The 22,562-nt window shown below is 50.7% G+C and carries 16 protein-coding genes, 4 tRNA genes and 4 pseudogenes; 6 read left to right on the forward strand and 18 right to left on the reverse strand.

Annotated elements, in window-relative coordinates; genetic code table 11:
• Nucleotides 1-771: a thiazole synthase gene (gene thiG, locus ACLJRH_RS25320; protein WP_023136953.1), complete on the forward strand. Its 771-nt coding sequence runs from the start codon at nt 1-3 to the stop codon at nt 769-771.
• Complete coding sequence (gene thiH, locus ACLJRH_RS25325; RefSeq protein ID WP_001647033.1) at nt 768-1,901, forward strand: 2-iminoacetate synthase ThiH; 1,134 nt, start codon at nt 768-770, stop codon at nt 1,899-1,901. The genes thiG and thiH overlap by 4 nt, the downstream gene beginning before the upstream one ends.
• A gap of 153 nt (nt 1,902-2,054) precedes the next feature.
• Here the strand turns inward: thiH and ACLJRH_RS25330 are convergent.
• Nucleotides 2,055-2,239: pseudogene (locus tag ACLJRH_RS25330) on the reverse strand (hypothetical protein); the annotation flags it as partial.
• On the opposite strand from ACLJRH_RS25330, the pseudogene ACLJRH_RS25335 reads away from it, so the two are divergent.
• Nucleotides 2,222-2,329 (forward strand): annotated as a pseudogene (locus tag ACLJRH_RS25335) (IS481 family transposase); the annotation flags it as partial. The pseudogenes ACLJRH_RS25330 and ACLJRH_RS25335 overlap by 18 nt on opposite strands.
• Before the next feature lie 233 nt (nt 2,330-2,562).
• Here ACLJRH_RS25335 and ACLJRH_RS25340 read toward each other — a convergent pair.
• The gene (locus tag ACLJRH_RS25340) at nt 2,563-3,591 is read right to left on the reverse strand and encodes a type III secretion system effector arginine glycosyltransferase SseK1 (RefSeq protein WP_000400590.1); all 1,029 of its coding nucleotides are present in this window, start codon (nt 3,589-3,591) and stop codon (nt 2,563-2,565) included.
• A gap of 380 nt (nt 3,592-3,971) precedes the next feature.
• Between ACLJRH_RS25340 and ACLJRH_RS25345 the strand changes: the two are divergent.
• Nucleotides 3,972-4,315, forward strand: a pseudogene (locus tag ACLJRH_RS25345) (cytoplasmic protein).
• 1 nt (nt 4,316) lies between these two features.
• Here the strand turns inward: ACLJRH_RS25345 and ACLJRH_RS25350 are convergent.
• The 14 genes and pseudogenes from ACLJRH_RS25350 to ACLJRH_RS25415 form a co-directional block, all read right to left on the reverse strand.
• A pseudogene (locus tag ACLJRH_RS25350) lies at nt 4,317-4,597 on the reverse strand (hypothetical protein).
• A gap of 82 nt (nt 4,598-4,679) precedes the next feature.
• The gene (gene rpoC / locus ACLJRH_RS25355) at nt 4,680-8,903 is read right to left on the reverse strand and encodes a DNA-directed RNA polymerase subunit beta' (RefSeq protein WP_000653963.1); all 4,224 of its coding nucleotides are present in this window, start codon (nt 8,901-8,903) and stop codon (nt 4,680-4,682) included.
• Between the two features lie 76 nt (nt 8,904-8,979).
• Nucleotides 8,980-13,008, reverse strand: a complete 4,029-nt coding sequence (gene rpoB / locus ACLJRH_RS25360) for a DNA-directed RNA polymerase subunit beta (RefSeq protein WP_023136951.1) — start codon at nt 13,006-13,008, stop codon at nt 8,980-8,982.
• A 317-nt stretch (nt 13,009-13,325) separates the two neighbouring features.
• Nucleotides 13,326-13,691, reverse strand: a complete 366-nt coding sequence (gene rplL, locus ACLJRH_RS25365; RefSeq protein WP_000028882.1) for a 50S ribosomal protein L7/L12 — start codon at nt 13,689-13,691, stop codon at nt 13,326-13,328.
• A 66-nt stretch (nt 13,692-13,757) separates the two neighbouring features.
• Entirely contained in the window at nt 13,758-14,255 is a 498-nt protein-coding gene (gene rplJ / locus ACLJRH_RS25370) for a 50S ribosomal protein L10 (protein WP_001207203.1), read from the reverse strand.
• Between the two features lie 419 nt (nt 14,256-14,674).
• On the reverse strand, nt 14,675-15,379 hold the full coding sequence (rplA, locus tag ACLJRH_RS25375; RefSeq protein WP_001096676.1) for a 50S ribosomal protein L1: 705 nt from the start codon (nt 15,377-15,379) through the stop codon (nt 14,675-14,677).
• A 3-nt stretch (nt 15,380-15,382) separates the two neighbouring features.
• Nucleotides 15,383-15,811 carry a 50S ribosomal protein L11 gene (gene rplK, locus ACLJRH_RS25380; protein WP_001085925.1) on the reverse strand — a complete coding sequence of 143 codons (429 nt, stop codon included), beginning with the start codon at nt 15,809-15,811 and terminating at the stop codon, nt 15,383-15,385.
• Nucleotides 15,812-15,968: 157 nt separating this feature from the next.
• Nucleotides 15,969-16,514, reverse strand: a complete 546-nt coding sequence (nusG, locus tag ACLJRH_RS25385; RefSeq protein ID WP_001287521.1) for a transcription termination/antitermination protein NusG — start codon at nt 16,512-16,514, stop codon at nt 15,969-15,971.
• A gap of 1 nt (nt 16,515) precedes the next feature.
• A complete protein-coding gene (gene secE, locus ACLJRH_RS25390; RefSeq protein WP_001275691.1) occupies nt 16,516-16,899 on the reverse strand; it encodes a preprotein translocase subunit SecE in 384 nt (127 codons plus the stop codon).
• Nucleotides 16,900-17,128: 229 nt separating this feature from the next.
• On the reverse strand, nt 17,129-18,313 hold the full coding sequence (gene tuf / locus ACLJRH_RS25395) for an elongation factor Tu (protein ID WP_000031748.1): 1,185 nt from the start codon (nt 18,311-18,313) through the stop codon (nt 17,129-17,131).
• A gap of 115 nt (nt 18,314-18,428) precedes the next feature.
• Nucleotides 18,429-18,504, reverse strand: a tRNA-Thr gene (locus ACLJRH_RS25400).
• A 6-nt stretch (nt 18,505-18,510) separates the two neighbouring features.
• Nucleotides 18,511-18,585 (reverse strand) — tRNA-Gly (locus ACLJRH_RS25405).
• 116 nt (nt 18,586-18,701) lie between these two features.
• Nucleotides 18,702-18,786 (reverse strand) — tRNA-Tyr (locus tag ACLJRH_RS25410).
• Nucleotides 18,787-18,794: 8 nt separating this feature from the next.
• Nucleotides 18,795-18,870, reverse strand: a tRNA-Thr gene (locus ACLJRH_RS25415).
• 19 nt (nt 18,871-18,889) lie between these two features.
• Here ACLJRH_RS25415 and ACLJRH_RS25420 point away from each other — a divergent pair.
• Both ACLJRH_RS25420 and coaA read left to right on the forward strand, forming a co-directional pair.
• Nucleotides 18,890-19,063: a hypothetical protein gene (locus tag ACLJRH_RS25420; RefSeq protein ID WP_001621476.1), complete on the forward strand. Its 174-nt coding sequence runs from the start codon at nt 18,890-18,892 to the stop codon at nt 19,061-19,063.
• Between the two features lie 208 nt (nt 19,064-19,271).
• Entirely contained in the window at nt 19,272-20,222 is a 951-nt protein-coding gene (coaA, locus tag ACLJRH_RS25425) for a type I pantothenate kinase (protein ID WP_000023068.1), read from the forward strand.
• Nucleotides 20,223-20,256: 34 nt separating this feature from the next.
• On the opposite strand, the gene birA is transcribed toward coaA, so the two are convergent.
• Both birA and murB read right to left on the reverse strand, forming a co-directional pair.
• The gene (birA, locus tag ACLJRH_RS25430) at nt 20,257-21,219 is read right to left on the reverse strand and encodes a bifunctional biotin--[acetyl-CoA-carboxylase] ligase/biotin operon repressor BirA (RefSeq protein WP_000655747.1); all 963 of its coding nucleotides are present in this window, start codon (nt 21,217-21,219) and stop codon (nt 20,257-20,259) included.
• Nucleotides 21,216-22,244, reverse strand: coding sequence for a UDP-N-acetylmuramate dehydrogenase (murB, locus tag ACLJRH_RS25435; RefSeq protein WP_023136360.1), 1,029 nt, complete (start codon nt 22,242-22,244; stop codon nt 21,216-21,218). The genes birA and murB overlap by 4 nt, the downstream gene beginning before the upstream one ends.
• Between the last annotated feature and the right edge of the window lie 318 nt (nt 22,245-22,562).

Raw genomic sequence — 22,562 nt, forward strand, 5'->3', positions numbered from 1 at the left:
ATGTTACGTATTGCCGACAAAACGTTTAATTCACATCTGTTCACCGGCACCGGAAAATTTGCTTCGTCGCAACTGATGGTCGAGGCGATTCGCGCCTCCGGCAGCCAGTTGGTGACGCTGGCGATGAAGCGCGTGGATTTACGTCAGCACAACGACGCTATCCTCACGCCGCTCATTGAAGCGGGCGTCACGCTGCTGCCCAACACCTCCGGGGCGAAAACCGCTGAAGAGGCGATCTTCGCCGCCCAACTGGCGCGGGAAGCGCTGGGCACCCACTGGTTGAAATTAGAAATCCACCCGGACGCCCGCTGGCTATTGCCGGACCCGATTGAAACGCTAAAAGCCGCCCAGGCACTGGTGAAACAGGGTTTTGTGGTGCTGCCCTACTGTGGCGCAGATCCGGTGTTGTGCAAGCGGCTGGAGGAGGTCGGCTGCGCGGCGGTGATGCCGCTTGGCGCGCCTATCGGTTCGAATCAGGGGCTGGAAACCAAAGCGATGCTGGAGATTATTATCCAGCAGTCCACCGTACCGGTGGTGGTCGACGCCGGGATCGGCGTCCCCAGCCACGCGACGCAAGCGCTGGAAATGGGCGCTGATGCGGTGCTGGTTAACACCGCGATTGCCGTGGCGGACGATCCGGTGATGATGGCAACCGCTTTCCGTCTGGCGGTGGAAGCCGGATTACTGGCGCGCCAGGCGGTGCCGGGTAATCGTAGCCCCTACGCCAGCGCCACCAGCCCGCTCACCGGGTTTCTGGAGGCGTTAGCATGAAAACCTTCACCGACCGATGGCGGCAACTGGAGTGGGACGATATTCGCCTGCGTATCAACGGTAAAACCGCCGCCGACGTGGAGCGCGCGCTGAACGCAGCGCATCTTAGCCGGGACGATTTGATGGCGCTGCTCTCCCCCGCCGCCGCCGATTATCTGGAACCGATGGCGCAGCGCGCGCAAAAACTTACCCGCCAGCGCTTTGGCAACACCGTCAGTTTCTATGTGCCGCTTTATCTCTCGAACCTGTGCGCCAACGACTGTACCTACTGCGGTTTCTCGATGAGCAACCGCATTAAGCGTAAAACGCTGGATGAGGTGGATATTCAAAGGGAGTGCGATGCTATCCGTAAACTGGGCTTTGAGCATCTGTTGCTGGTGACTGGCGAACATCAGGCCAAAGTAGGCATGGACTATTTTCGTCGTCATTTACCGGCTATCCGCCGTCAATTTTCATCATTACAGATGGAAGTCCAGCCCTTGTCGCAAGAAAACTATGCGGAGCTCAAAACGCTGGGGATCGATGGCGTGATGGTTTATCAGGAAACTTACCATGAGGCAATCTATGCACAGCATCACCTGAAGGGAAAGAAACAGGACTTTTTCTGGCGGCTGGAAACGCCGGATCGGTTAGGTCGGGCAGGTATCGACAAAATCGGTCTTGGCGCGCTAATTGGTCTGTCGGACAACTGGCGGGTGGATTGCTATATGGTGGCGGAGCATCTGTTGTGGATGCAGAAACACTACTGGCAGAGTCGCTATTCTGTTTCCTTCCCGCGTCTGCGTCCGTGTACTGGCGGTGTGGAACCCGCATCTGTGATGGATGAAAAGCAACTGGTGCAAACGATTTGCGCTTTCCGGTTATTGGCGCCGGAAATTGAATTATCACTCTCCACCCGCGAATCGCCGTGGTTTCGCGATAACGTGATCCCGTTGGCGATCAACAACGTTAGCGCCTTCTCGAAAACCCAGCCCGGTGGCTACGCTGACGATCATCCGGAACTGGAGCAGTTTTCTCCCCACGATGCCCGTCGGCCTGAAGCCGTAGCAAGCGCGTTAAGCGCGCAAGGGTTACAGCCCGTCTGGAAAGACTGGGACAGTTGGCTGGGGCGCGCTTCGCAAATGCGGTGAACCCGTATGTAAACGCATTAGTATTTCACAAGCGAGTACGTAATGTGAAAAACGGGAGATTGTTATCGACCTCCCGTTTTTTTATTTTGTCATCGTCAGCAACGGAAGCTGACCAGGGCAAAGTATCCCTTCCTCATTTTTGCCCAGCCTTCTCCCCTTCATCAGTAATTGACGACCGAGGGCTGGCCACTGGATTATCGAAATAGCGGTGAACTTGAAGTTTTTGGGCAGCGTTCCTGACTGTAATTTCTCTGGCGGCCCTCTTCCAACCGTGTCTGCTGATCGTTTTTGTCCATAAAATGATGCCCCAGAACAACGGGAATCAGGGGCGAACCCATCAGGGAAAAATGTGTTGCGGCCGAACGCCGATGGGAACGTTACTTGACGGAAAACGCATCTGGGCTGAGGAAAATTTAAGCCAGATGTAATCTGACAGATATCTGTATAAATAAAATTGTTATTTAATAACCAATTAAATTATTTAAGCTCTTCTTACTCCCATATTTCACAAGGAATGCCGTATATCTCCGTTCTGAACAGCACTGCGATTTTAAAGTGGCGTTGTAGTAGAGAAAACTGAGCATCAAATATTTTTTCGCCGAAACTTGATAGTTTATGCCAATATTTTATGTATTCAATAGCATGATTATTGCCATTTCCACTACGACACATGCCTCGCCCATGAACTTTGCGTAAACTGACTGGTATTCATTATAATGTTATCATGCTTAAACTCAATAAAATCGCAAAAAGAATTATAATTTTCATTTAAAGAATAATTAAAATGTTTTCTAATTCCATTACATACACCATCAGAATAGGGATCAGCATCAAATTTAGTATGCATTATTTCCAATCCAGCAAGTAAAGCCGGGTGGTTATTGCGATCAACAGCTATTATCCCGTTTTCCATAGAAGCACGGCCATCTATCCTTTCTACATGAACAGCGATTCCATCCGGAATATATATACCCCCCAGTTTTTCCGTGATAATCATATCAGCATCGAGATATATACACCCACTATTTGTTGATAAATCATAACGCCCAACCTTATCCGCCTCCAAAAATAACTGACCAGCCTTTAACATAGCCATATTCCTGTAAAAATCAAACCATCCATGGCCTTTATCCAGTAAGTAAGATTTAATTAATGAATCATTACCCTCTTGAATATCACTCAATTCTTTCTTCAATAGCTGCAGTAAATGATAATCCCTTTTTTCTTCTGGCATGGACTCTTGCTTAGAAATATTTTCCATATAAATTTCTGATAATTTTTTATCGTACATGCTAAAGTCAATATCATTTCTATATATGATTTTTATGTTTTCATAGTCATACTCAAGTTTTGAAAAAGCATCCTTTTGTCCCGGAAAAAAATCACCATCTACAAAAATACCTATAAGACGTTCTTTTTCAATTGTTGCTGCTTTAATGATATTGTTAAGGTAGGGGTTTTTCTCTGTGTTAATTATAGGTATATCATTTTTCCCAAAGCGAGCAGGATTCCGCTCAAACCACTGGAAAAGAAGAGGGGTTTTCTCATCTAAAAAGCACAAGGGATAATCTTTTCCATTAAAACTTGTAAACTGAATGTCCCTGTTGGTAACAGTTTTAGCCAATTCATTTTTTGAAAGCGCGGGAACATATCTATTTAATGGTGGAATCATAACAATTAAATGCTCCATGCTTACTTCATTACATATTTTACATGATGATTATTAGCACATGTTTTTTAGCGTTGCAATCGCTGTCAGCTAAAAGATGCTAAACTAAGCATTAACCGGTGGATACATAAATACCCTACTAGTGAGCAGTTAAATAAATAACTTGTTAACTTTATTTTTATTCCAGAAATGGCATCATATTTATAATTCCTGTAATAAGGGCAAACAAAGACCTTAATGGAATTAAATGCTTCATTTAATGATTTAAAATTTCCCGCGTAAACAACCAATAAAACAGGTTTATCATTTAATGTATGAACAGCAGGCATTTTATAATGACGAGCCAATAGACTTTAATAACTTAGATTTATGGGATAAATTTAAAGTCACATTTGGATTTAATGTTACAGAAAAAAACAAACCCAATGGTAAAAAATTCAATTTTGAGTATTGTGGATTCTCTACTTTTATTACGCCAGTTGATAGCGTTGACGGGATTTTAGCAAAGTGGTTCTCAAACAAACATAATGTAATTGTCCCAACGCCTTATACATTCGGTCAGGACCCCATTCCTGGCGTCAATCTTTATCGTAATACAAAAGCAAAATTTGTTATGGCTAACGGCGGTAATAGTCTTCCCTGTGCGATGGCAAAATATAATGCAAAAACTGGACAATTTATTCATATAACCAGTGACAATGAGTTTTCACAAATAATGCGAGAAGCAAGAGTCATGAAAAAATAATTCATTTATTCATTAAATTTATAATTACAGATAAAATTAAAAGCCAGCATGGCATTGAAAAATTAAAAACTTCTTTTTTGGCTTTGCTGGTATTTATTCTGCCAATAATAATAGTGGCAATGATAATAAAAAGACAATAGATAAATATCAGCAGAGGGTTATGTTGCAATATATTCAATGACAAAAACAATAAAAACCCAGAGAGAAGTTTTGAGATCCTAATTTTTCTTGTAAATAAAAAAAACCAAACACTAAATAAAATAATGAAATGATTGCTGGCATTTCCCCTTCCCTGTAACAACTTGATGTACAAGCCCCAGCACAATGCTGGTGGAGGGACAAATACCCCTCCACCATTTAACGATTACTCGTTATCAGAACCGCCCAGACCTGCGTTCAGCAGTTCTGCCAGGCTGGCAGATGCATCTTCCGCAGTGACCTGCGGTGCTGCTGGCTGCTCGCCTGCGGCGCGACGGCGCATACGATCCTGGTGGTACGCATAACCGGTACCGGCCGGAATCAGACGACCCACGATAACGTTCTCTTTCAGGCCGCGCAGTTCGTCGCGTTTGCCCGCAACGGCTGCTTCGGTCAGGACACGCGTGGTCTCCTGGAACGATGCGGCAGAGATGAACGATTCGGTTGCCAGAGACGCTTTGGTGATACCCAGCAGATCGCGGGAGAAGGTAGCCCCCACTTTGCCGTTCGCTTCCAGCTCGCGATTAGCGATCTTGACGCGAGAGTATTCAACCTGTTCGCCTTCCAGGAAGTCGGAACTACCGGCGCTTTCGATGGTCGCTTTACGCAGCATCTGACGAACGATAACTTCGATGTGTTTATCGTTAATCTTAACGCCCTGCAGACGGTATACATCCTGGACTTCGTTAACGATGTAACGCGTCACAGCATGAACGCCACGCAGACGCAGAATGTCGTGCGGCGCTTCCGGACCATCGGAAATCACATCACCACGTTCTACACGTTCCCCTTCGAACACGTTGAGCTGACGCCATTTCGGAATCATCTCTTCGTACGGGTCACTACCATCAACCGGCGTAATCACCAGACGACGTTTGCCTTTGGTTTCTTTACCGAAGGAAACGATACCTGCGATTTCAGCAAGGATTGCCGGCTCTTTCGGACGACGCGCTTCGAACAGGTCCGCAACGCGCGGCAGACCACCGGTGATATCCTTGGTACCGCCGGATTCCTGCGGAATACGCGCCAGGGTGTCACCAGAACTGATCTGTACGCCATCTTCCAGCTGTACAATCGCTTTACCCGGCAGGAAGTACTGCGCAGGCATATCGGTACCCGGGATCAGAACGTCATTACCCTGAGCATCAACGATTTTCAGCGCCGGACGCAGATCCTTACCACCAGTAGTACGTTCAGCCGAATCCAGAACCACCAGCGAAGACAAACCGGTCAGCTCGTCGGTCTGACGCGTAATGGTCTGACCGTCGATCATGTCAGTGAAGCGGATGAAACCACTCACTTCGGTGATAACCGGCATGGTGTGCGGGTCCCAGTTTGCCACGGTTTCGCCGCCGGCAACCTGCTCGCCATCACCTTTCGCCATGACAGCGCCATAAGGCACTTTATAGCTCTCTTTGGTACGACCGAATTCGTCGATCAGCTTCAGTTCGGTGTTACGGGAAGTGATAACCAGTTTACCGCTGGAGTTCACAACCGACTTCACGTTGCTGAGCTTGATGCTACCTTTGTTTTTCACCTGAATGCTGGATTCAGCAGCCGCACGCGATGCCGCACCACCGATGTGGAACGTACGCATCGTCAGCTGTGTACCCGGTTCACCGATGGACTGTGCCGCGATAACGCCGATAGCTTCACCTTTGTTGATGATGTGGCCACGCGCCAGGTCACGACCATAGCAGTGCGCACATACACCAAAGTCGGTGTCGCAGGATACAACGGAACGCACTTTAACGGCGTCAACGGAGTTTGCTTCCAGCAGGTCACACCACTGTTCGTGCAGCAACGTGTTGCGTGGAACCAGAATGTCCGCGGTACCCGGTTTCAGCACATCTTCCGCCGTCACACGACCCAGAACGCGGTCACGCAGCGGCTCTTTCACGTCGCCACCCTCGATAACCGGGGTCATCAGGATACCTTCGTGCGTACCACAGTCATCTTCGGTCACCACCAGATCCTGCGCGACGTCAACCAGACGACGGGTCAGATAACCGGAGTTCGCTGTTTTCAGTGCGGTATCCGCCAGACCTTTACGCGCACCGTGCGTGGAGATGAAGTACTGGAGTACGTTCAGACCTTCACGGAAGTTCGCGGTGATTGGCGTTTCGATGATGGAGCCATCTGGCTTCGCCATCAGACCACGCATACCGGCCAGCTGACGAATCTGTGCCGCAGAACCACGCGCACCGGAGTCGGCCATCATGTAGATGCTGTTGAAGGAAACCTGCTGCTCTTCCTGGCCGTCACGGTTAATCACGGTTTCGGTTTGCAGGTTATCCATCATCGCTTTGGATACACGATCGTTCGCCGCAGCCCAGATATCGATAACTTTGTTATAGCGTTCGCCAGCGGTTACCAGACCGGACTGGAACTGCTCCTGGATCTCAGCAACTTCAGCTTCCGCCTCAGAGATGATCTCGTGTTTTTTCTCCGGGATGACCATGTCATCAATACCAACGGACGCACCTGAACGCGCTGCATAAGCAAAGCCGGTGTACATCGTCTGGTCCGCAAAAATAACGGTCGGTTTCAGACCCAGAATACGGTAGCAAGTGTTCAGCATTTTGGAGATCGCTTTCTTGCCCAGCGCCTGGTTGACGATGGAGAAAGGCAGACCTTTCGGTACGATCATCCACAGAATGGCGCGACCAACGGTCGTGTCTTTCAGGCTGGTGTGCGCAACGAATTCGCCGTTTTCATCTTTTTCATATTCAGTGATACGCACTTTAACGCGCGCATGCAGAGAGGCCAGACCTGCGCGATAGATACGCTCAGCTTCTTTCGGGCCAGTCAGCACCATGCCTTCGCCTTTGGCGTTAACACAGTCACGGGTCATGTAGTACAGACCCAGTACCACGTCCTGAGACGGAACGATGATAGGTTCGCCGTTCGCCGGAGACAGGATGTTGTTGGTGGACATCATCAGCGCACGCGCTTCCAGCTGGGCTTCCAGCGTCAGCGGTACGTGAACAGCCATCTGGTCACCATCGAAGTCGGCGTTATAGGCCGCACAGACCAGCGGGTGCAGCTGGATAGCTTTACCTTCGATCAGTACCGGTTCGAATGCCTGGATACCCAAACGGTGCAGAGTCGGCGCACGGTTCAGCAGTACCGGGTGTTCGCGGATCACTTCGTCCAGGATATCCCAAACGACAGCTTCTTCACGCTCAACCATTTTCTTCGCGGCTTTGATGGTGGTGGCCAGACCACGCAGTTCCAGCTTGCCGTAGATGAACGGTTTGAACAGCTCCAGCGCCATTTTCTTCGGCAGACCGCACTGATGCAGACGCAGGTATGGACCTACGGTGATAACAGAACGACCGGAGTAGTCAACACGCTTACCGAGCAGGTTCTGACGGAAACGACCCTGTTTACCTTTGATCATGTCGGCCAAAGATTTCAGAGGACGCTTGTTAGAACCGGTGATCGCACGACCGCGACGACCGTTATCCAGCAGGGCGTCAACCGCTTCCTGCAGCATACGTTTTTCGTTGCGTACGATGATGTCCGGCGCAGCCAGATCCAGCAGACGCTTCAGACGGTTGTTACGGTTAATGACGCGACGATACAGATCGTTCAGATCTGACGTGGCGAAACGACCACCATCCAGCGGAACCAGCGGACGCAGATCTGGCGGCAGAACCGGCAGAACGGTCAGGATCATCCACTCTGGCTTGTTGCCAGACTGTACGAAGGCTTCCAGCAGTTTGATACGCTTGGTCAGCTTCTTACGCTTGGTTTCGGAGTTGGTTTCGTTCAGCTCTTCGCGCAGAGTTTCACACTCTTGCTCCAGATCCATGCTCTTCAGCAGGGCCTGGATAGCTTCCGCACCCATCTTCGCGTCGAATTCGTCACCGAACTCTTCCAGCGCGTCCAGATACTGCTCTTCAGTCAGGATCTGTTGACGTTCCAGGTTGGTCATACCGCCTTCGATAACCACATAAGATTCGAAGTACAGTACGCGTTCGATATCGCGCAACGGCATATCGAGCAGCAGACCGATACGGGACGGCAGCGATTTCAGGAACCAGATGTGAGCAGTCGGAGACGCCAGCTCGATGTGGCCCATACGCTCACGGCGTACTTTGGTCTGGGTCACTTCAACGCCGCACTTCTCACAAATAACACCACGGTGTTTCAGGCGCTTGTACTTACCGCACAGGCACTCGTAGTCTTTTACCGGCCCAAAGATACGGGCGCAGAAAAGGCCGTCACGCTCAGGTTTGAACGTACGGTAGTTGATGGTTTCCGGCTTTTTAACTTCACCGAAAGACCATGAACGGATCATGTCTGGCGAAGCCAGAGCAATTTTGATCGCATCAAACTCTTCGGTTTTAGTCTGCGCTTTCAGAAACTTTAATAAATCTTTCACGGATTTGCTCCCGTCGGAGTTAGCACAATCTGGTGTCGGGTTTTACCCCGACACCAGTGACCTGTTTGAGCGAGAATTACTCGTCTTCCAGTTCGATGTTGATGCCCAGCGAGCGGATCTCTTTCAACAGAACGTTGAAGGATTCCGGCATACCCGGTTCCATCTGATGGTTGCCGTCCACGATGTTCTTATACATCTTAGTACGGCCGTTCACGTCATCAGACTTAACGGTGAGCATTTCCTGCAGGGTGTAGGCGGCGCCGTAAGCTTCCAGCGCCCACACTTCCATCTCCCCGAAGCGCTGACCACCGAACTGCGCCTTACCACCCAGCGGCTGCTGAGTAACCAGGCTGTAAGAACCGGTAGAACGCGCATGCATCTTGTCATCAACCAGGTGGTTCAGTTTCAGCATGTACATGTAACCGACGGTTACCGGACGTTCGAACTGTTCACCCGTACGGCCATCGAACAGGGTGATCTGACCGGAGGTCGGCAGATCGCCCAGTTTCAGCAGCTCTTTGATTTCCGCTTCTTTCGCACCGTCAAACACTGGTGTGGCAATCGGCATACCTTTACGCAGGTTTTCTGCCAGACGCAGCACTTCATCATCGCTGAAGGAGCTCAGGTCGACTTTCTGACGAACGTCGGCGCCCAGATCGTAGGCACGCTGGATGAATTCGCGCAGTTTCGCGACTTCCTGCTGCTGTTTCAGCATGGCGTTAATCTTGTCGCCAATACCTTTCGCAGCCATACCCAGGTGGGTTTCCAGAATCTGACCAATGTTCATACGAGACGGTACGCCCAGCGGGTTCAGTACGATGTCTACCGGCGTGCCGTTTTCATCGTAAGGCATGTCTTCGATCGGGTTGATCTTAGAGATAACACCCTTGTTACCGTGACGACCTGCCATCTTATCACCCGGCTGGATACGGCGTTTAACGGCCAGATAGACCTTCACGATCTTCAGCACGCCCGGCGCCAGATCGTCGCCCTGGGTGATTTTACGGCGCTTCGCTTCAAGTTTTTTCTCGAACTCGTGTTTCAGTTCGTCATACTGCTCAGCCAGTTGTTCCAGCTGATTTTGTTTCTCTTCGTCGGTCAGACCGAGTTCCAGCCAGCGGTCGCGCGGCAGTTTGTCGAGCTTCTCAGCTTCAACGCCGCCGGACACCAGCACCGCACGGATACGGCTAAACAGGCCCGCTTCGAGGATCTGCAGTTCTTCAGACAGGTCTTTTTTCGCCTGCTTGAGCTGCATCTCTTCGATTTCCAGAGCACGTTTGTCTTTTTCTACGCCATCGCGAGTAAAGACCTGAACGTCGATAACCGTACCGGAGACACCGTTAGGTACGCGCAGAGAAGAGTCTTTAACGTCAGACGCTTTCTCACCGAAGATCGCACGCAGCAGTTTCTCTTCCGGCGTCAGCTGGGTTTCACCTTTCGGCGTCACCTTACCGACCAGAATGTCACCGCCGGTCACTTCCGCGCCGATGTAAACGATACCGGATTCATCCAGTTTGGAGAGCGCAGCTTCACCCACGTTCGGGATATCAGCGGTGATCTCTTCCGGCCCCAGCTTGGTGTCACGGGACACGCACGCCAGTTCCTGAATGTGGATGGTGGTGAAACGGTCTTCCTGGACAACACGCTCGGATACGAGGATGGAGTCTTCGAAGTTGTAGCCGTTCCACGGCATGAACGCCACGCGCATGTTCTGACCGAGCGCCAGTTCACCGAGGTCGGTGGACGGACCGTCTGCCAGCACGTCGCCGCGTTCAACCGGCTCGCCCAGAGACACACATGGCATCTGGTTGATACAGGTGTTCTGGTTAGAGCGGGTGTATTTGGTCAGGTTATAGATGTCGATACCTGCTTCACCCGGGTACATCTCGTCTTCGTTAACTTTGATAACGATACGGGATGCATCCACGTACTGAACAGTACCGCCACGTTTAGCTACTGCAGTAACACCGGAGTCGACGGCGACAGCACGTTCCATACCGGTACCCACCAGCGGCTTATCAGCGCGCAGAGTCGGAACCGCCTGACGTTGCATGTTCGCACCCATCAATGCACGGTTGGCGTCATCGTGTTCCAGGAACGGGATCAGGGACGCACCGACGGAGACCACCTGCTGGGTGGAAACGTCCATGTAGTCAACCTGGTCACGGCTGAACAAGCTGGATTCGCCTTTGCTACGGCAGGTAACCAGATCTTCTACAAAGTGGCCTTCGTCATCCAGGTTGGAGTTCGCCTGAGCGATAACGTAGTTGCCTTCTTCGATAGCAGACAGGTAATGAATTTCGTCAGTGACCACGCCATCAACCACACGACGGTACGGCGTCTCAAGGAAGCCATATTCGTTAGTCTGTGCGTACACGGACAGGGAGTTGATCAGACCGATGTTCGGACCTTCCGGCGTTTCGATAGGACACACGCGACCGTAGTGCGTCGGGTGTACGTCTCGAACTTCGAAGCCTGCGCGTTCGCGGGTCAGACCACCTGGGCCGAGTGCGGAGATACGGCGTTTGTGCGTAATCTCAGACAGTGGGTTGTTCTGGTCCATAAACTGAGACAGCTGGCTGGAACCAAAGAACTCTTTCACTGCGGCGGAAATCGGCTTGGCGTTGATCATATCCTGAGGCATCAGGGTATCCAGATCGCCCAGAGACAGACGCTCTTTCACCGCACGCTCTACACGCACCAGGCCAACGCGGAACTGGTTTTCCGCCATTTCGCCGACGGAACGGATACGACGGTTGCCGAGGTGGTCGATATCATCCACTTCGCCTTTACCGTTACGGATATCGATGAGCTTCTTCATGACATCAATGATGTCGTCTTTGCTCAGGATACCGGAACCTTCGATTTCGTCGCGCAGCAGAGAACGGTTGAACTTCATACGACCCACCGCAGACAGGTCATAGCGGTCTTCGGAGAAGAACAGGTTCTCAAACAGGCTTTCAGCCGCTTCACGAGTCGGCGGCTCACCAGGGCGCATCATGCGGTAGATTTCTACCAGCGCGCTCAGACGATCGTTAGTTGGGTCGACGCGTACCGTTTCAGAAATGTACGGGCCGTGGTCCAGATCGTTGGTAAACAGCGTTTCGATACGTTTGTGGCCGGACTGGCTCAGCTTAGCCAGCAGATCCAAGCTCAGCTCCATGTTCGCCGCGCAGATCAGCTCGCCAGTGGATTCGTCAACGTAGTCTTTAGAGACGACTTTACCTGCGATGTACTCAACCGGAACTTCGATATGCTTGATATCGTCTTTTTCCAGCTGACGGATGTGACGCGCGGTAATGCGACGACCTTTTTCAACGTACACTTTGCCGTTAGCTTCGATATCGAACGACGCGGTTTCGCCGCGCAGACGTTCTGGAATCAGCTCCATCTGCAGCTTGTTGTCGCGAATTTCGAAGACGACTTTCTCAAAGAACAGGTCAAGGATCTGCTCAGTGGTGTAGTTCAGCGCACGCAGAATGATGGTCGCAGGCAGTTTACGGCGACGGTCGATACGCACGAACAGGTTGTCCTTCGGATCGAATTCGAAGTCCAGCCAGGAACCACGGTAAGGAATGATGCGCGCGTTATACAGCACTTTACCCGAAGAGTGGGTTTTACCTTTGTCGGAGTCAAAGAAGACGCCCGGACTACGGTGCAGCTGAGAAACGATAACACGCTCAGTACCGTTGATAACAAAGGTACCGTTGTCGGTCATGAGCGGAATTTCGCCCATGTAGACTTCTTGTTCTTTAATGTCTTTAACGGTGCCTTCCGGCGCTTCGCGCTCGTAGATCACCAGACGCAGTTTTACGCGCAGCGGTGCGGAATAGGTCACGCCACGGATCTGACATTCCTGAACGTCAAACACCGGTTCGCCAAGGCGGTAGCTGACGTACTGCAGCTCGGAATTACCGCTGTAGCTCTGAATCGGGAACACGGAACGGAAGGCTGCTTCCAGGCCGTACTGCCCTTCAGGATCTTGCTCGATAAACTTCTGAAACGAGTCAAGCTGGATAGAAAGGAGATAAGGTACATCCAGAACTTGTGGACGTTTACCAAAATCCTTACGAATACGTTTTTTCTCGGTATAGGAGTAAACCATAGGGTTCCTCAGCTCGCTGACAAGTCGACCCATCTGTCCTGCGGGGGACAGTTTGTGCAACACTATTTTGTTGACCGGAAAATGGATACTTTCCGCAATGCCTGTTGCTATCACGCTTAAACCATTTCATTGCGATTTACACAGAACGTACGCTCTGTCGCAGTATATTAAGTCGTCGATAGAAACAAGCATTGAAAGGCACAGCAGTAGTCAAACAGTGTGAAACGCTACTGGCGCCTTACAGCGCAAAAAGGCTGGTGACTAAAAAGTCACCAGCCATCAGCCTGATTTCTCAGGCTGCAACCGGAAGGGTTGGCTTATTTAACTTCAACTTCAGCGCCAGCTTCTTCCAGAGATTTTTTCAGTGCTTCAGCGTCATCTTTGCTCACGCCTTCTTTCAGAGCGGCCGGAGCAGATTCTACCAGGTCTTTAGCTTCTTTCAGACCCAGGCCAGTTGCGCCACGTACTGCTTTGATAACAGCAACTTTGTTAGCGCCAGCAGCTTTCAGAATTACGTCGAATTCAGTTTTTTCTTCAGCAGCTTCAGCCGGGCCAGCAGCTACAGCTACAGCAGCAGCAGCGGAAACACCGAATTTTTCTTCCATTGCAGAAATCAGTTCTACAACGTCCATTACGGACATAGCGGATACTGCTTCAATGATTTGATCTTTAGTGATAGACATTTAAATTGTTCCTGAATATCAGAATAAGTTTATACGTAAGCAAATGCTTGATAAAGACAACTGCGATTACGCAGCTTCTTTTGCATCGCGTACAGCAGCCAGTGTGCGAACCAGTTTGCCAGCCGAAGCTTCTTTCATGGTTGCCATCAGGCGTGCAATTGCTTCTTCGTAGGTCGGCAGAGTTGCCAGGCGGTCGATCTGAGACGCCGGGATCAGCTCACCTTCAAAGGCTGCAGCTTTGACCTCAAATTTTGCATTCGCTTTCGCGAACTCTTTGAACAGACGAGCAGCAGCGCCCGGGTGTTCCATAGAGTATGCAATCAGGGTCGGACCAACAAACGTGTCTTTCAGGCACTCGAACTGAGTACCTTCAACGACGCGACGCAGCAGGGTGTTACGAACAACACGCATGTATACGCCAGCTTCACGACCTGCTTTACGCAGTTCAGTCATTTTATCTACAGTTACGCCACGGGAATCCGCAACTACTGCAGACAGCGCGCCTTTGGCTACTTCGCTGACTTCAGCAACAATCGCTTGTTTGTCTTGAAGATTTAAAGCCATTAGCTTTGCTCCTGGATGTTTGCCGGAACTCATGTTCCGGAACTCACTTCACTCATCTCAACGAGAAGAGCGTCTTAATACGGTGAGCAGAAACAAGCCAGAGTATCAAAAATAATCTTAGCGTTCTGTCACCGTCTACGCAGGGGATTAAGCCTCTTGCGAGACGCCTGCGGTCTTCGACGGAGGCCTGGATAGGCCAGGCTCCAACGAACAAATTCTTTCTATGACTTCGTCCTTTGAACCGCAGCTGTGTTAGCTGCGCTCGTTCACACCAGTCACATAGTTAACTATGCTCCTGGCGATTCACTCACTTGCTGCCTTGCTGCAATTCAAATGACTCGCATAGTGCTCTGTTATATTTCAACAGAATCGTGGGGGAAAGATTGTAGACAAAATCACCGCCCACGTAAAGACTAATCTTAGTTCGCAGATGCGCTCAGACCAGCCTGATCAACGGCAACGCCAGCACCCATGGTGGTGGAGATGCTAACTTTCTTGATGTACACGCCTTTCGCCTGGCTCGGTTTTGCTTTTTTCAGCGCAACCAGCAGAGCTTCCAGGTTTTCTTTCAGTTTGTCAGCGTCAAAGTCCACTTTACCGATGGTGGTGTGGATGATGCCGTTTTTGTCGTTACGGTAACGAACCTGACCTGCTTTAGCGTTCTTAACCGCTTCAGCAACGTTCGGCGTTACGGTACCGACTTTCGGGTTTGGCATCAGGCCGCGCGGACCCAGAACCTGGCCCAGCTGGCCAACAACGCGCATTGCATCCGGGGATGCGATAACAACGTCGAAGTTCATTTCGCCTTTCTTGATCTGGTCAGCCAGATCTTCCATACCTACCAGCTCAGCGCCAGCAGCTTTAGCTGCTTCAGCGTTCGGGCCCTGGGTAAATACGGCAACGCGAACAGAACGGCCAGTACCGTGCGGCAGTACAGTCGCGCCACGAACGTTCTGGTCAGATTTACGAGCATCGATGCCGAGGTTAACGGCAACGTCAACGCTTTCGTTGAATTTAGCAGTGGCCAGCTCTTTCAGCAGGGCAATAGCTTCGTTGATGTCGTACTGTTTGGTCGCATCAACTTTTTCACGGATCACGCGCATACGCTTGGTCAGTTTAGCCATTTCTTAGTCCTCCACTACCAGGCCCATGGAACGTGCAGTACCTTCGATGGAGCGAATCATCGCTTCAATGTCGGCACCAGTCATGTCGGCAGCTTTGGTCTGCGCGATTTCCTGCAGCTGAGCGCGGGAAATTTTACCTACTTTGTCTTTGTTCGGCTTGCCGGAACCAGACTTGATACCAGCCGCTTTTTTCAGCAGAACAGCTGCCGGAGGCGTTTTGGTAACGAAGGTGAAAGAACGGTCAGCGTAAACGGTAATAACAACCGGAATCGGCAGACCTTTTTCGATGGAATCCGTTTTTGCGTTGAACGCTTTGCAGAATTCCATGATGTTCACACCCTGCTGACCCAGTGCTGGACCAACCGGCGGACTCGGGTTCGCCATACCAGCTGCAACCTGCAGCTTGACGTAGGCTTGTACTTTCTTAGCCATTCTAAATTCCTCGAATTGGGTAGTATCGCTTCAAAGAAGCTCCCCGTGATAAATATCGCTTTATGGGCATAAGGCCCATAAAAACAAAAGGCGCGAAATTGTATGTCAATTTCGCGCCCTATGCAACGATTAGATCGCTGCTTTTTTGATCGCAGCCTTACGCTTTCTCAACCTGGCTGAAGTCCAGCTCTACCGGGGTCGCACGACCGAAGATAGAAACAGACACTTTCAGGCGAGACTTCTCATAATCGACTTCTTCGACAACGCCGTTAAAGTCTGCGAACGGACCGTCGTTAACACGAACCATTTCACCCGGTTCAAACAGAGTTTTCGGCCGCGGCTTATCGCCAACCTGCTGCAGGCGGTTCATGATCGCATCGACTTCTTTGTCGCTGATCGGCGCCGGACGGTCAGACGTACCGCCGATAAAGCCCATCACACGCGGCACGCTGCGCACCAGGTGCCAGCTTGCGTCGTTCATGACCATCTGGACCAGAACGTAACCCGGGAAGAATTTGCGTTCACTTTTGCGACGCTGGCCGCCACGGATCTCAACGACTTCTTCAGTCGGCACCATGACTTCGCCAAACAGCTCTTCCATATTGTGTAATTTGATATGCTCGCGCAGCGATGTGGCTACGCGGCCTTCAAAACCGGAAAACGCCTGAACGACGTACCAGCGCTTTTTAGGTGCTTCAGACATCTCAGAACCTCAGGCCAGTGATAAAGGATACCAGGCGAACCAGAATACCATCCAGTCCCCACAGGATCAGTGACATAACTGCGGTAACCGCAGCGACGATCAGCGTGGTGTGCAGCGTTTCCTGGCGAGTCGGCCAAATGACCTTACGGACTTCGGTTCTCGCTTCACGGGCAAAAGCAACGGTTGCTTTACCTTTTGTCGTCAACAGCGCGACACCACCCGCTGCAGCAATCAGAATTACTACGGCCAGCGCACGCAGCGGCAGCATCATGTCGCGATAGAGGTAGTTGCCGACGATTGCGACGATCAGCAATATGGCAACAACTATCCACTTCATCGCTTCCAGGCCGCGCCCGCTCCCTTGAGCTTCGGTATTCGCACTCATAAACCAACCTGTCAGAAGTATTCTACAAACATTTTCACCCCGCAATCGCGAGGCAATCCAAATCGAAACGCTTATTCGCCTTTCGGATTATACGCCCTCTACAGAGCCTGTCTCAGCAATGATTATGACAAATAAAATCACTGATGAGCCAGGTTCTGGTGTGAAAGCGTGCAAAAAGGGCATCAAATGATGCCCTTTTATTGCGCATTGCGTCAAATGTTATCAGCGATTAGCCGAGAACTTTAGCAACAACGCCCGCGCCAACGGTACGGCCGCCTTCACGGATTGCGAAACGCAGACCGTCGTCCATTGCGATCGGGTGGATCAGGGTAACAACCATTTTGATGTTGTCGCCCGGCATTACCATCTCTACGCCTTCCGGCAGTTCGATGGTACCAGTCACGTCAGTAGTACGGAAGTAGAACTGCGGACGGTAGCCTTTGAAGAACGGAGTATGACGGCCGCCTTCATCTTTGGACAGAATGTACACTTCAGATTCGAACTTGGTGTGCGGCTTGATGGTGCCCGGCTTAGCCAGTACCTGACCACGTTCGATTTCTTCACGTTTGATACCACGCAGCAGAACACCTACGTTCTCACCGGCACGGCCTTCGTCCAGCAGTTTGCGGAACATTTCAACGCCAGTACAGGTAGACTTCTGAGTCTCTTTGATACCAACGATTTCAACTTCTTCGCCCACTTTGATGATACCGCGCTCTACACGACCGGTAACAACGGTACCACGACCGGAGATGGAGAATACGTCTTCGATCGGCAGCAGGAACGGCTTGTCAATCGCACGCTCTGGTTCCGGGATGTAGGAATCCAGGAAGCCAGCCAGTTCGATGATTTTCGCTTCCCACTCTGCGTCGCCTTCCAGCGCTTTCAGAGCAGAACCACGAACGATCGGCGTGTCGTCGCCCGGGAAGTCGTACTGAGACAGAAGTTCACGAACTTCCATTTCAACCAGTTCCAGCAGCTCTTCGTCATCAACCATGTCGCATTTGTTCAGGAACACGATGATGTACGGAACGCCTACCTGACGACCCAGCAGGATGTGCTCACGGGTCTGCGGCATCGGGCCGTCAGTCGCAGCAACAACCAGGATCGCGCCGTCCATCTGAGCAGCACCGGTGATCATGTTTTTAACATAGTCGGCGTGCCCCGGGCAGTCTACGTGTGCGTAGTGGCGGGTCGGGGTATCGTATTCAACGTGAGAAGTGTTGATGGTGATACCACGCGCTTTTTCTTCCGGCGCGTTATCGATCTGGTCGAATGCGCGGGCGGCACCGCCGTAGGTTTTAGCCAGTACGGTAGTAATGGCAGCGGTCAGCGTTGTTTTACCATGGTCAACGTGGCCGATAGTACCGACGTTAACGTGCGGTTTTGTACGTTCAAACTTTTCTTTAGACATCGATTGTCCCTCTAAGACACGGATAAATCGGTGATATCACCACATCAACCAGGCAACACGCCCGACTTGTTGAATGCTAATAAACAGAAGAGAAAAACAGGAAGGAGAAAAGAAGTGGTGCTGATAGGCAGATTCGAACTGCCGACCTCACCCTTACCAAGGGTGCGCTCTACCAACTGAGCTATATCAGCACATCTTGGAGCGGGCAGCGGGAATCGAACCCGCATCATCAGCTTGGAAGGCTGAGGTAATAGCCATTATACGATGCCCGCATCCTGGAACTCGGCTACCTGATTTTCATTCTGCACTGAATATCGAGAGAAACTCTCTTTATTCGAGCCGGTAAGCGAACTTATCGTCTCGGGCTGCGCCATCGCGCGGCCGAAAATGGTGGTGGGGGAAGGATTCGAACCTTCGAAGTCTGTGACGGCAGATTTACAGTCTGCTCCCTTTGGCCGCTCGGGAACCCCACCGGACTTGATGGTGCCGACTACCGGAATCGAACTGGTGACCTACTGATTACAAGTCAGTTGCTCTACCTACTGAGCTAAGTCGGCATCAAGTAGCGCGCATTCTATGGAGACCTGCGTGCTCATGCAACTAAAAAATTGCATAAAATGTTCTATCGCTCACATTTTGCGCTATAAGAGACAAAAATGCTCTAATTTCAAACAAGAGAGCATAAATTTTCGGCATTTTACTGACCGTCTGACCAGGATACGACGCGGCATTTCAACGTTCCGTCGATAGAAAGCAATCTTCTGTATCTGGTATATTCGTCACATTGCTTCTCAGGGATAGCTTTCACAGCGAGATTTTTTCTTATTATTCCTCCCCATCTGGTGTTACCCTCCTGCCCATTGTCCAAATTAACTTAAATGTGACGTGCCGTTGCATGTCAGGGATGGCCCTCGTTCATCGCTGAACTGATGTAGCAATAGCAGCCAGAAACATGCTTATGAGTATAAAAGAGCAATCGTTAATGACGCCTTACCTACAGTTTGATCGCAGCCAGTGGGCTGCGCTTCGCGATTCTGTGCCGATGACCCTGACCGAGGATGAGATCGCGCAGTTAAAAGGCATTAATGAAGATTTATCGCTGGAAGAAGTTGCAGAAATATATTTACCTCTCTCCCGTTTGCTAAATTTCTATATCAGTTCAAATCTGCGTCGTCAGGCTGTCCTGGAACAGTTTCTGGGCACTAACGGCCAGCGAATCCCTTATATCATCAGTATCGCGGGCAGCGTCGCAGTGGGTAAAAGCACAACAGCACGCGTTCTGCAAGCGTTGCTGAGTCGCTGGCCGGAACACCGCCGTGTTGAATTGATTACCACAGACGGCTTCCTCCACCCAAACCAGGTGTTGAAAGAACGCGGGTTAATGAAGAAAAAGGGCTTCCCCGAATCGTATGATATGCACCGACTGGTGAAATTCGTTTCTGACCTCAAGTCGGGCGTACCGAACGTGACGGCGCCAGTCTATTCTCATTTGATTTACGATGTTATTCCTGAAGGGGATAAAACCGTCGCTCAGCCTGATATATTGATTCTTGAAGGTTTGAATGTTTTACAAAGCGGTATGGATTATCCTCACGATCCGCACCATGTATTTGTCTCTGATTTCGTTGATTTCTCTATTTACGTTGATGCGCCAGAAGAACTTCTTCAGACATGGTATATCAACCGCTTCCTGAAATTCCGCGAAGGGGCGTTTACCGATCCTGACTCTTATTTCCACAATTATGCGAAATTATCTAAAGAAGAAGCTGTTAATACAGCAGCTTCGCTTTGGAAAGAAATTAACTGGTTGAATTTAAAACAAAATATTTTACCCACGCGAGAACGTGCCAGCCTTATTATGACCAAGAGCGCTAACCATGCGGTGGAACAGGTAAGATTGCGGAAATAACAGAAAAAAGGGGAGTACCGACTCCCCTTTTTTACTATTCGGCGCTTCGCAGCGATATTTCTCCACCCATCCAGGGTTTAATCACGCCATCCTGTTCAAGCAATAATGCGCCCTGAGTATCAATGCCGCGAGAAATACCAAATATTTCTTTGTCGCCAATAATCAGTTTTACCGGACGACCAATAAAATTATCCAGTTTTTTCCAGCGCGAAAGATAAGGAGAAAGACCTTCTTGCTCAAAAAGCTCAAGCGCAGCACGTAGCTTATAAATCAGCTTTGCGGCCAGCATATTGCGGTCGAGCGTAATTCCGGCCTCCTGCAACGTGATCCATCCCTGATTTATCACGTCCTCTTCTACACGACGCATTGCCATGTTAATACCAGCGCCAATCACTATTTGTGCGGCATCGCCCGTTTTACCGGTTAACTCGACCAGAATACCCGCCAGTTTGCGATCCAGCAGATAGAGGTCGTTAGGCCACTTCACACGAACTTTATCAGCGCCCAGTTCACGCAGCACTTCCGCCATCACAATTCCAATGACCAGACTCAAGCCTATTGCCGCCGCAGGCCCCTGCTCCAGTCGCCAGTACATTGAAAGATATAGATTCGCGCCAAACGGTGAGAACCATTTACGCCCGCGACGACCACGCCCTGCCTGTTGGTATTCTGCTACACAGGCATCGCCTGAGCGCAGCTCACCAATTCGATCAAGTAAATACTGATTGGTTGAATCGATAACAGGCAATACCGCCACGTTTCCGCTATCCAGTTGGCTATGAATACGGTCAGCATCCAGTAACTGGATGGGTTCCGGCAAGCTATATCCTTTCCCCGGAACGGTAAATACATCTACTCCCCAGTCGCGTAATGTCTGGATATGTTTATTAATCGCCGCGCGGCTCATTCCCAGCCGTTCACCCAACTGCTCGCCTGAGTGAAACTCTCCGTCGGCAAGTAGTGAGATCAGCGTCAGGGGAACGGTAGTATCTTTCATGCAATGCTCTCCACAGCGTTCACCTCTCCGAACTGACCAATAAAGCGAACCTCAGGCTCCAGCCAGACATTAAATTTTGCACCCACTTTTTGCCGGACATGATGCGCCAGCGCCACCACATCTTTACTTGTCGCATCATTCGCATTAATCAATACCAGCGCCTGTTGGCGATGCACCGCAGCGCCGCCAATGGTGACGCCTTTCAACTGACATTGATCTATCAGCCAGCCTGCCGCCAGCTTCACTGAGCCGTCTGCCTGAGGGTAATGCGGCGCGTTGGGAAACCGTTCTAACAGTTCCATAGCGATATCGGCTGCGACAACGGGATTTTTAAAAAAGCTGCCCGCATTGCCATTCACTTTAGGATCCGGCAATTTTGTGGTGCGCATATGGCATACAGCATCAAACACCTGTTGCGCGGTGACCGTTTTCGGGTCCAGACGAGTAAGATCGCCATAGGTCAACACCGGCTGCCATTGCTTTGACAAACGCAGACCCACCGCGACGATCGCAACGCGATCCTGATATTCATTTTTGAAGATACTGTCACGATAGCCGAAACGGCATTCCGTTGCGGACAAACGCAGACGTTTTCCCGTTTCCAGTTCAACGCAGTCAACGTAGTCGCAGACGCGCTGTAGTTCTACGCCATACGCGCCAATATTCTGTATAGGCGAGGAACCAACGCAGCCAGGGATGAGCGCCAGATTCTCCAGGCCGGGCATGTTGTTGTCCAGCGCGTAGCGAACCAGCTGATGCCAGTTTTCGCCTGCGCCGACGTGTAGGTGCCAGGCGTCCGCGGTTTCATTGACCTCAATGCCTTTCAGGCGGTTAAGGATCACGGTGCCGGCGTAATTTTCCAGAAACAGGACATTGCTTCCTTCACCCAGGATCATAACCGGCAGTCCCTCACGAGTTGCTTGCTGCCAGGCGCTCAGTAGTTGTTGTTCGTTTTCAGCGCATACGATGTGCTTTGCACAATGATCAATGCCGAAGGTATTCCAGGGTTTTAGGGAGTGATTCATAGACGCTTTCCTGATGCAAAATCAGGCTTAGTTTACCGCATCTATGTAGGGAAGGCTTGTGGTTATGTCGACGGAATAAGGCGGTATACACAGGCATTATGTCGATGCCGTAGGCCGGATAAGGCGAAGCTGCCATCCGGCGGTGCAGGTTGCCTGATGGCGCTGCGCTTATCAGGCCTACATTTTTACAGTTACCACACACGCAAAAAAGCCCGTCCTGACGGACGGGCTTCTTCACTTGTTTGATGCCTGGCAGTTCCCTACTCTCGCATGGGGAGACCCCACACTACCATCGGCGCTACGGCGTTTCACTTCTGA

It is taken from the genome of Salmonella sp. SAL04162, assembly GCF_046551535.1.
Classification (GTDB): Bacteria; Pseudomonadota; Gammaproteobacteria; order Enterobacterales; family Enterobacteriaceae; genus Salmonella; species Salmonella enterica.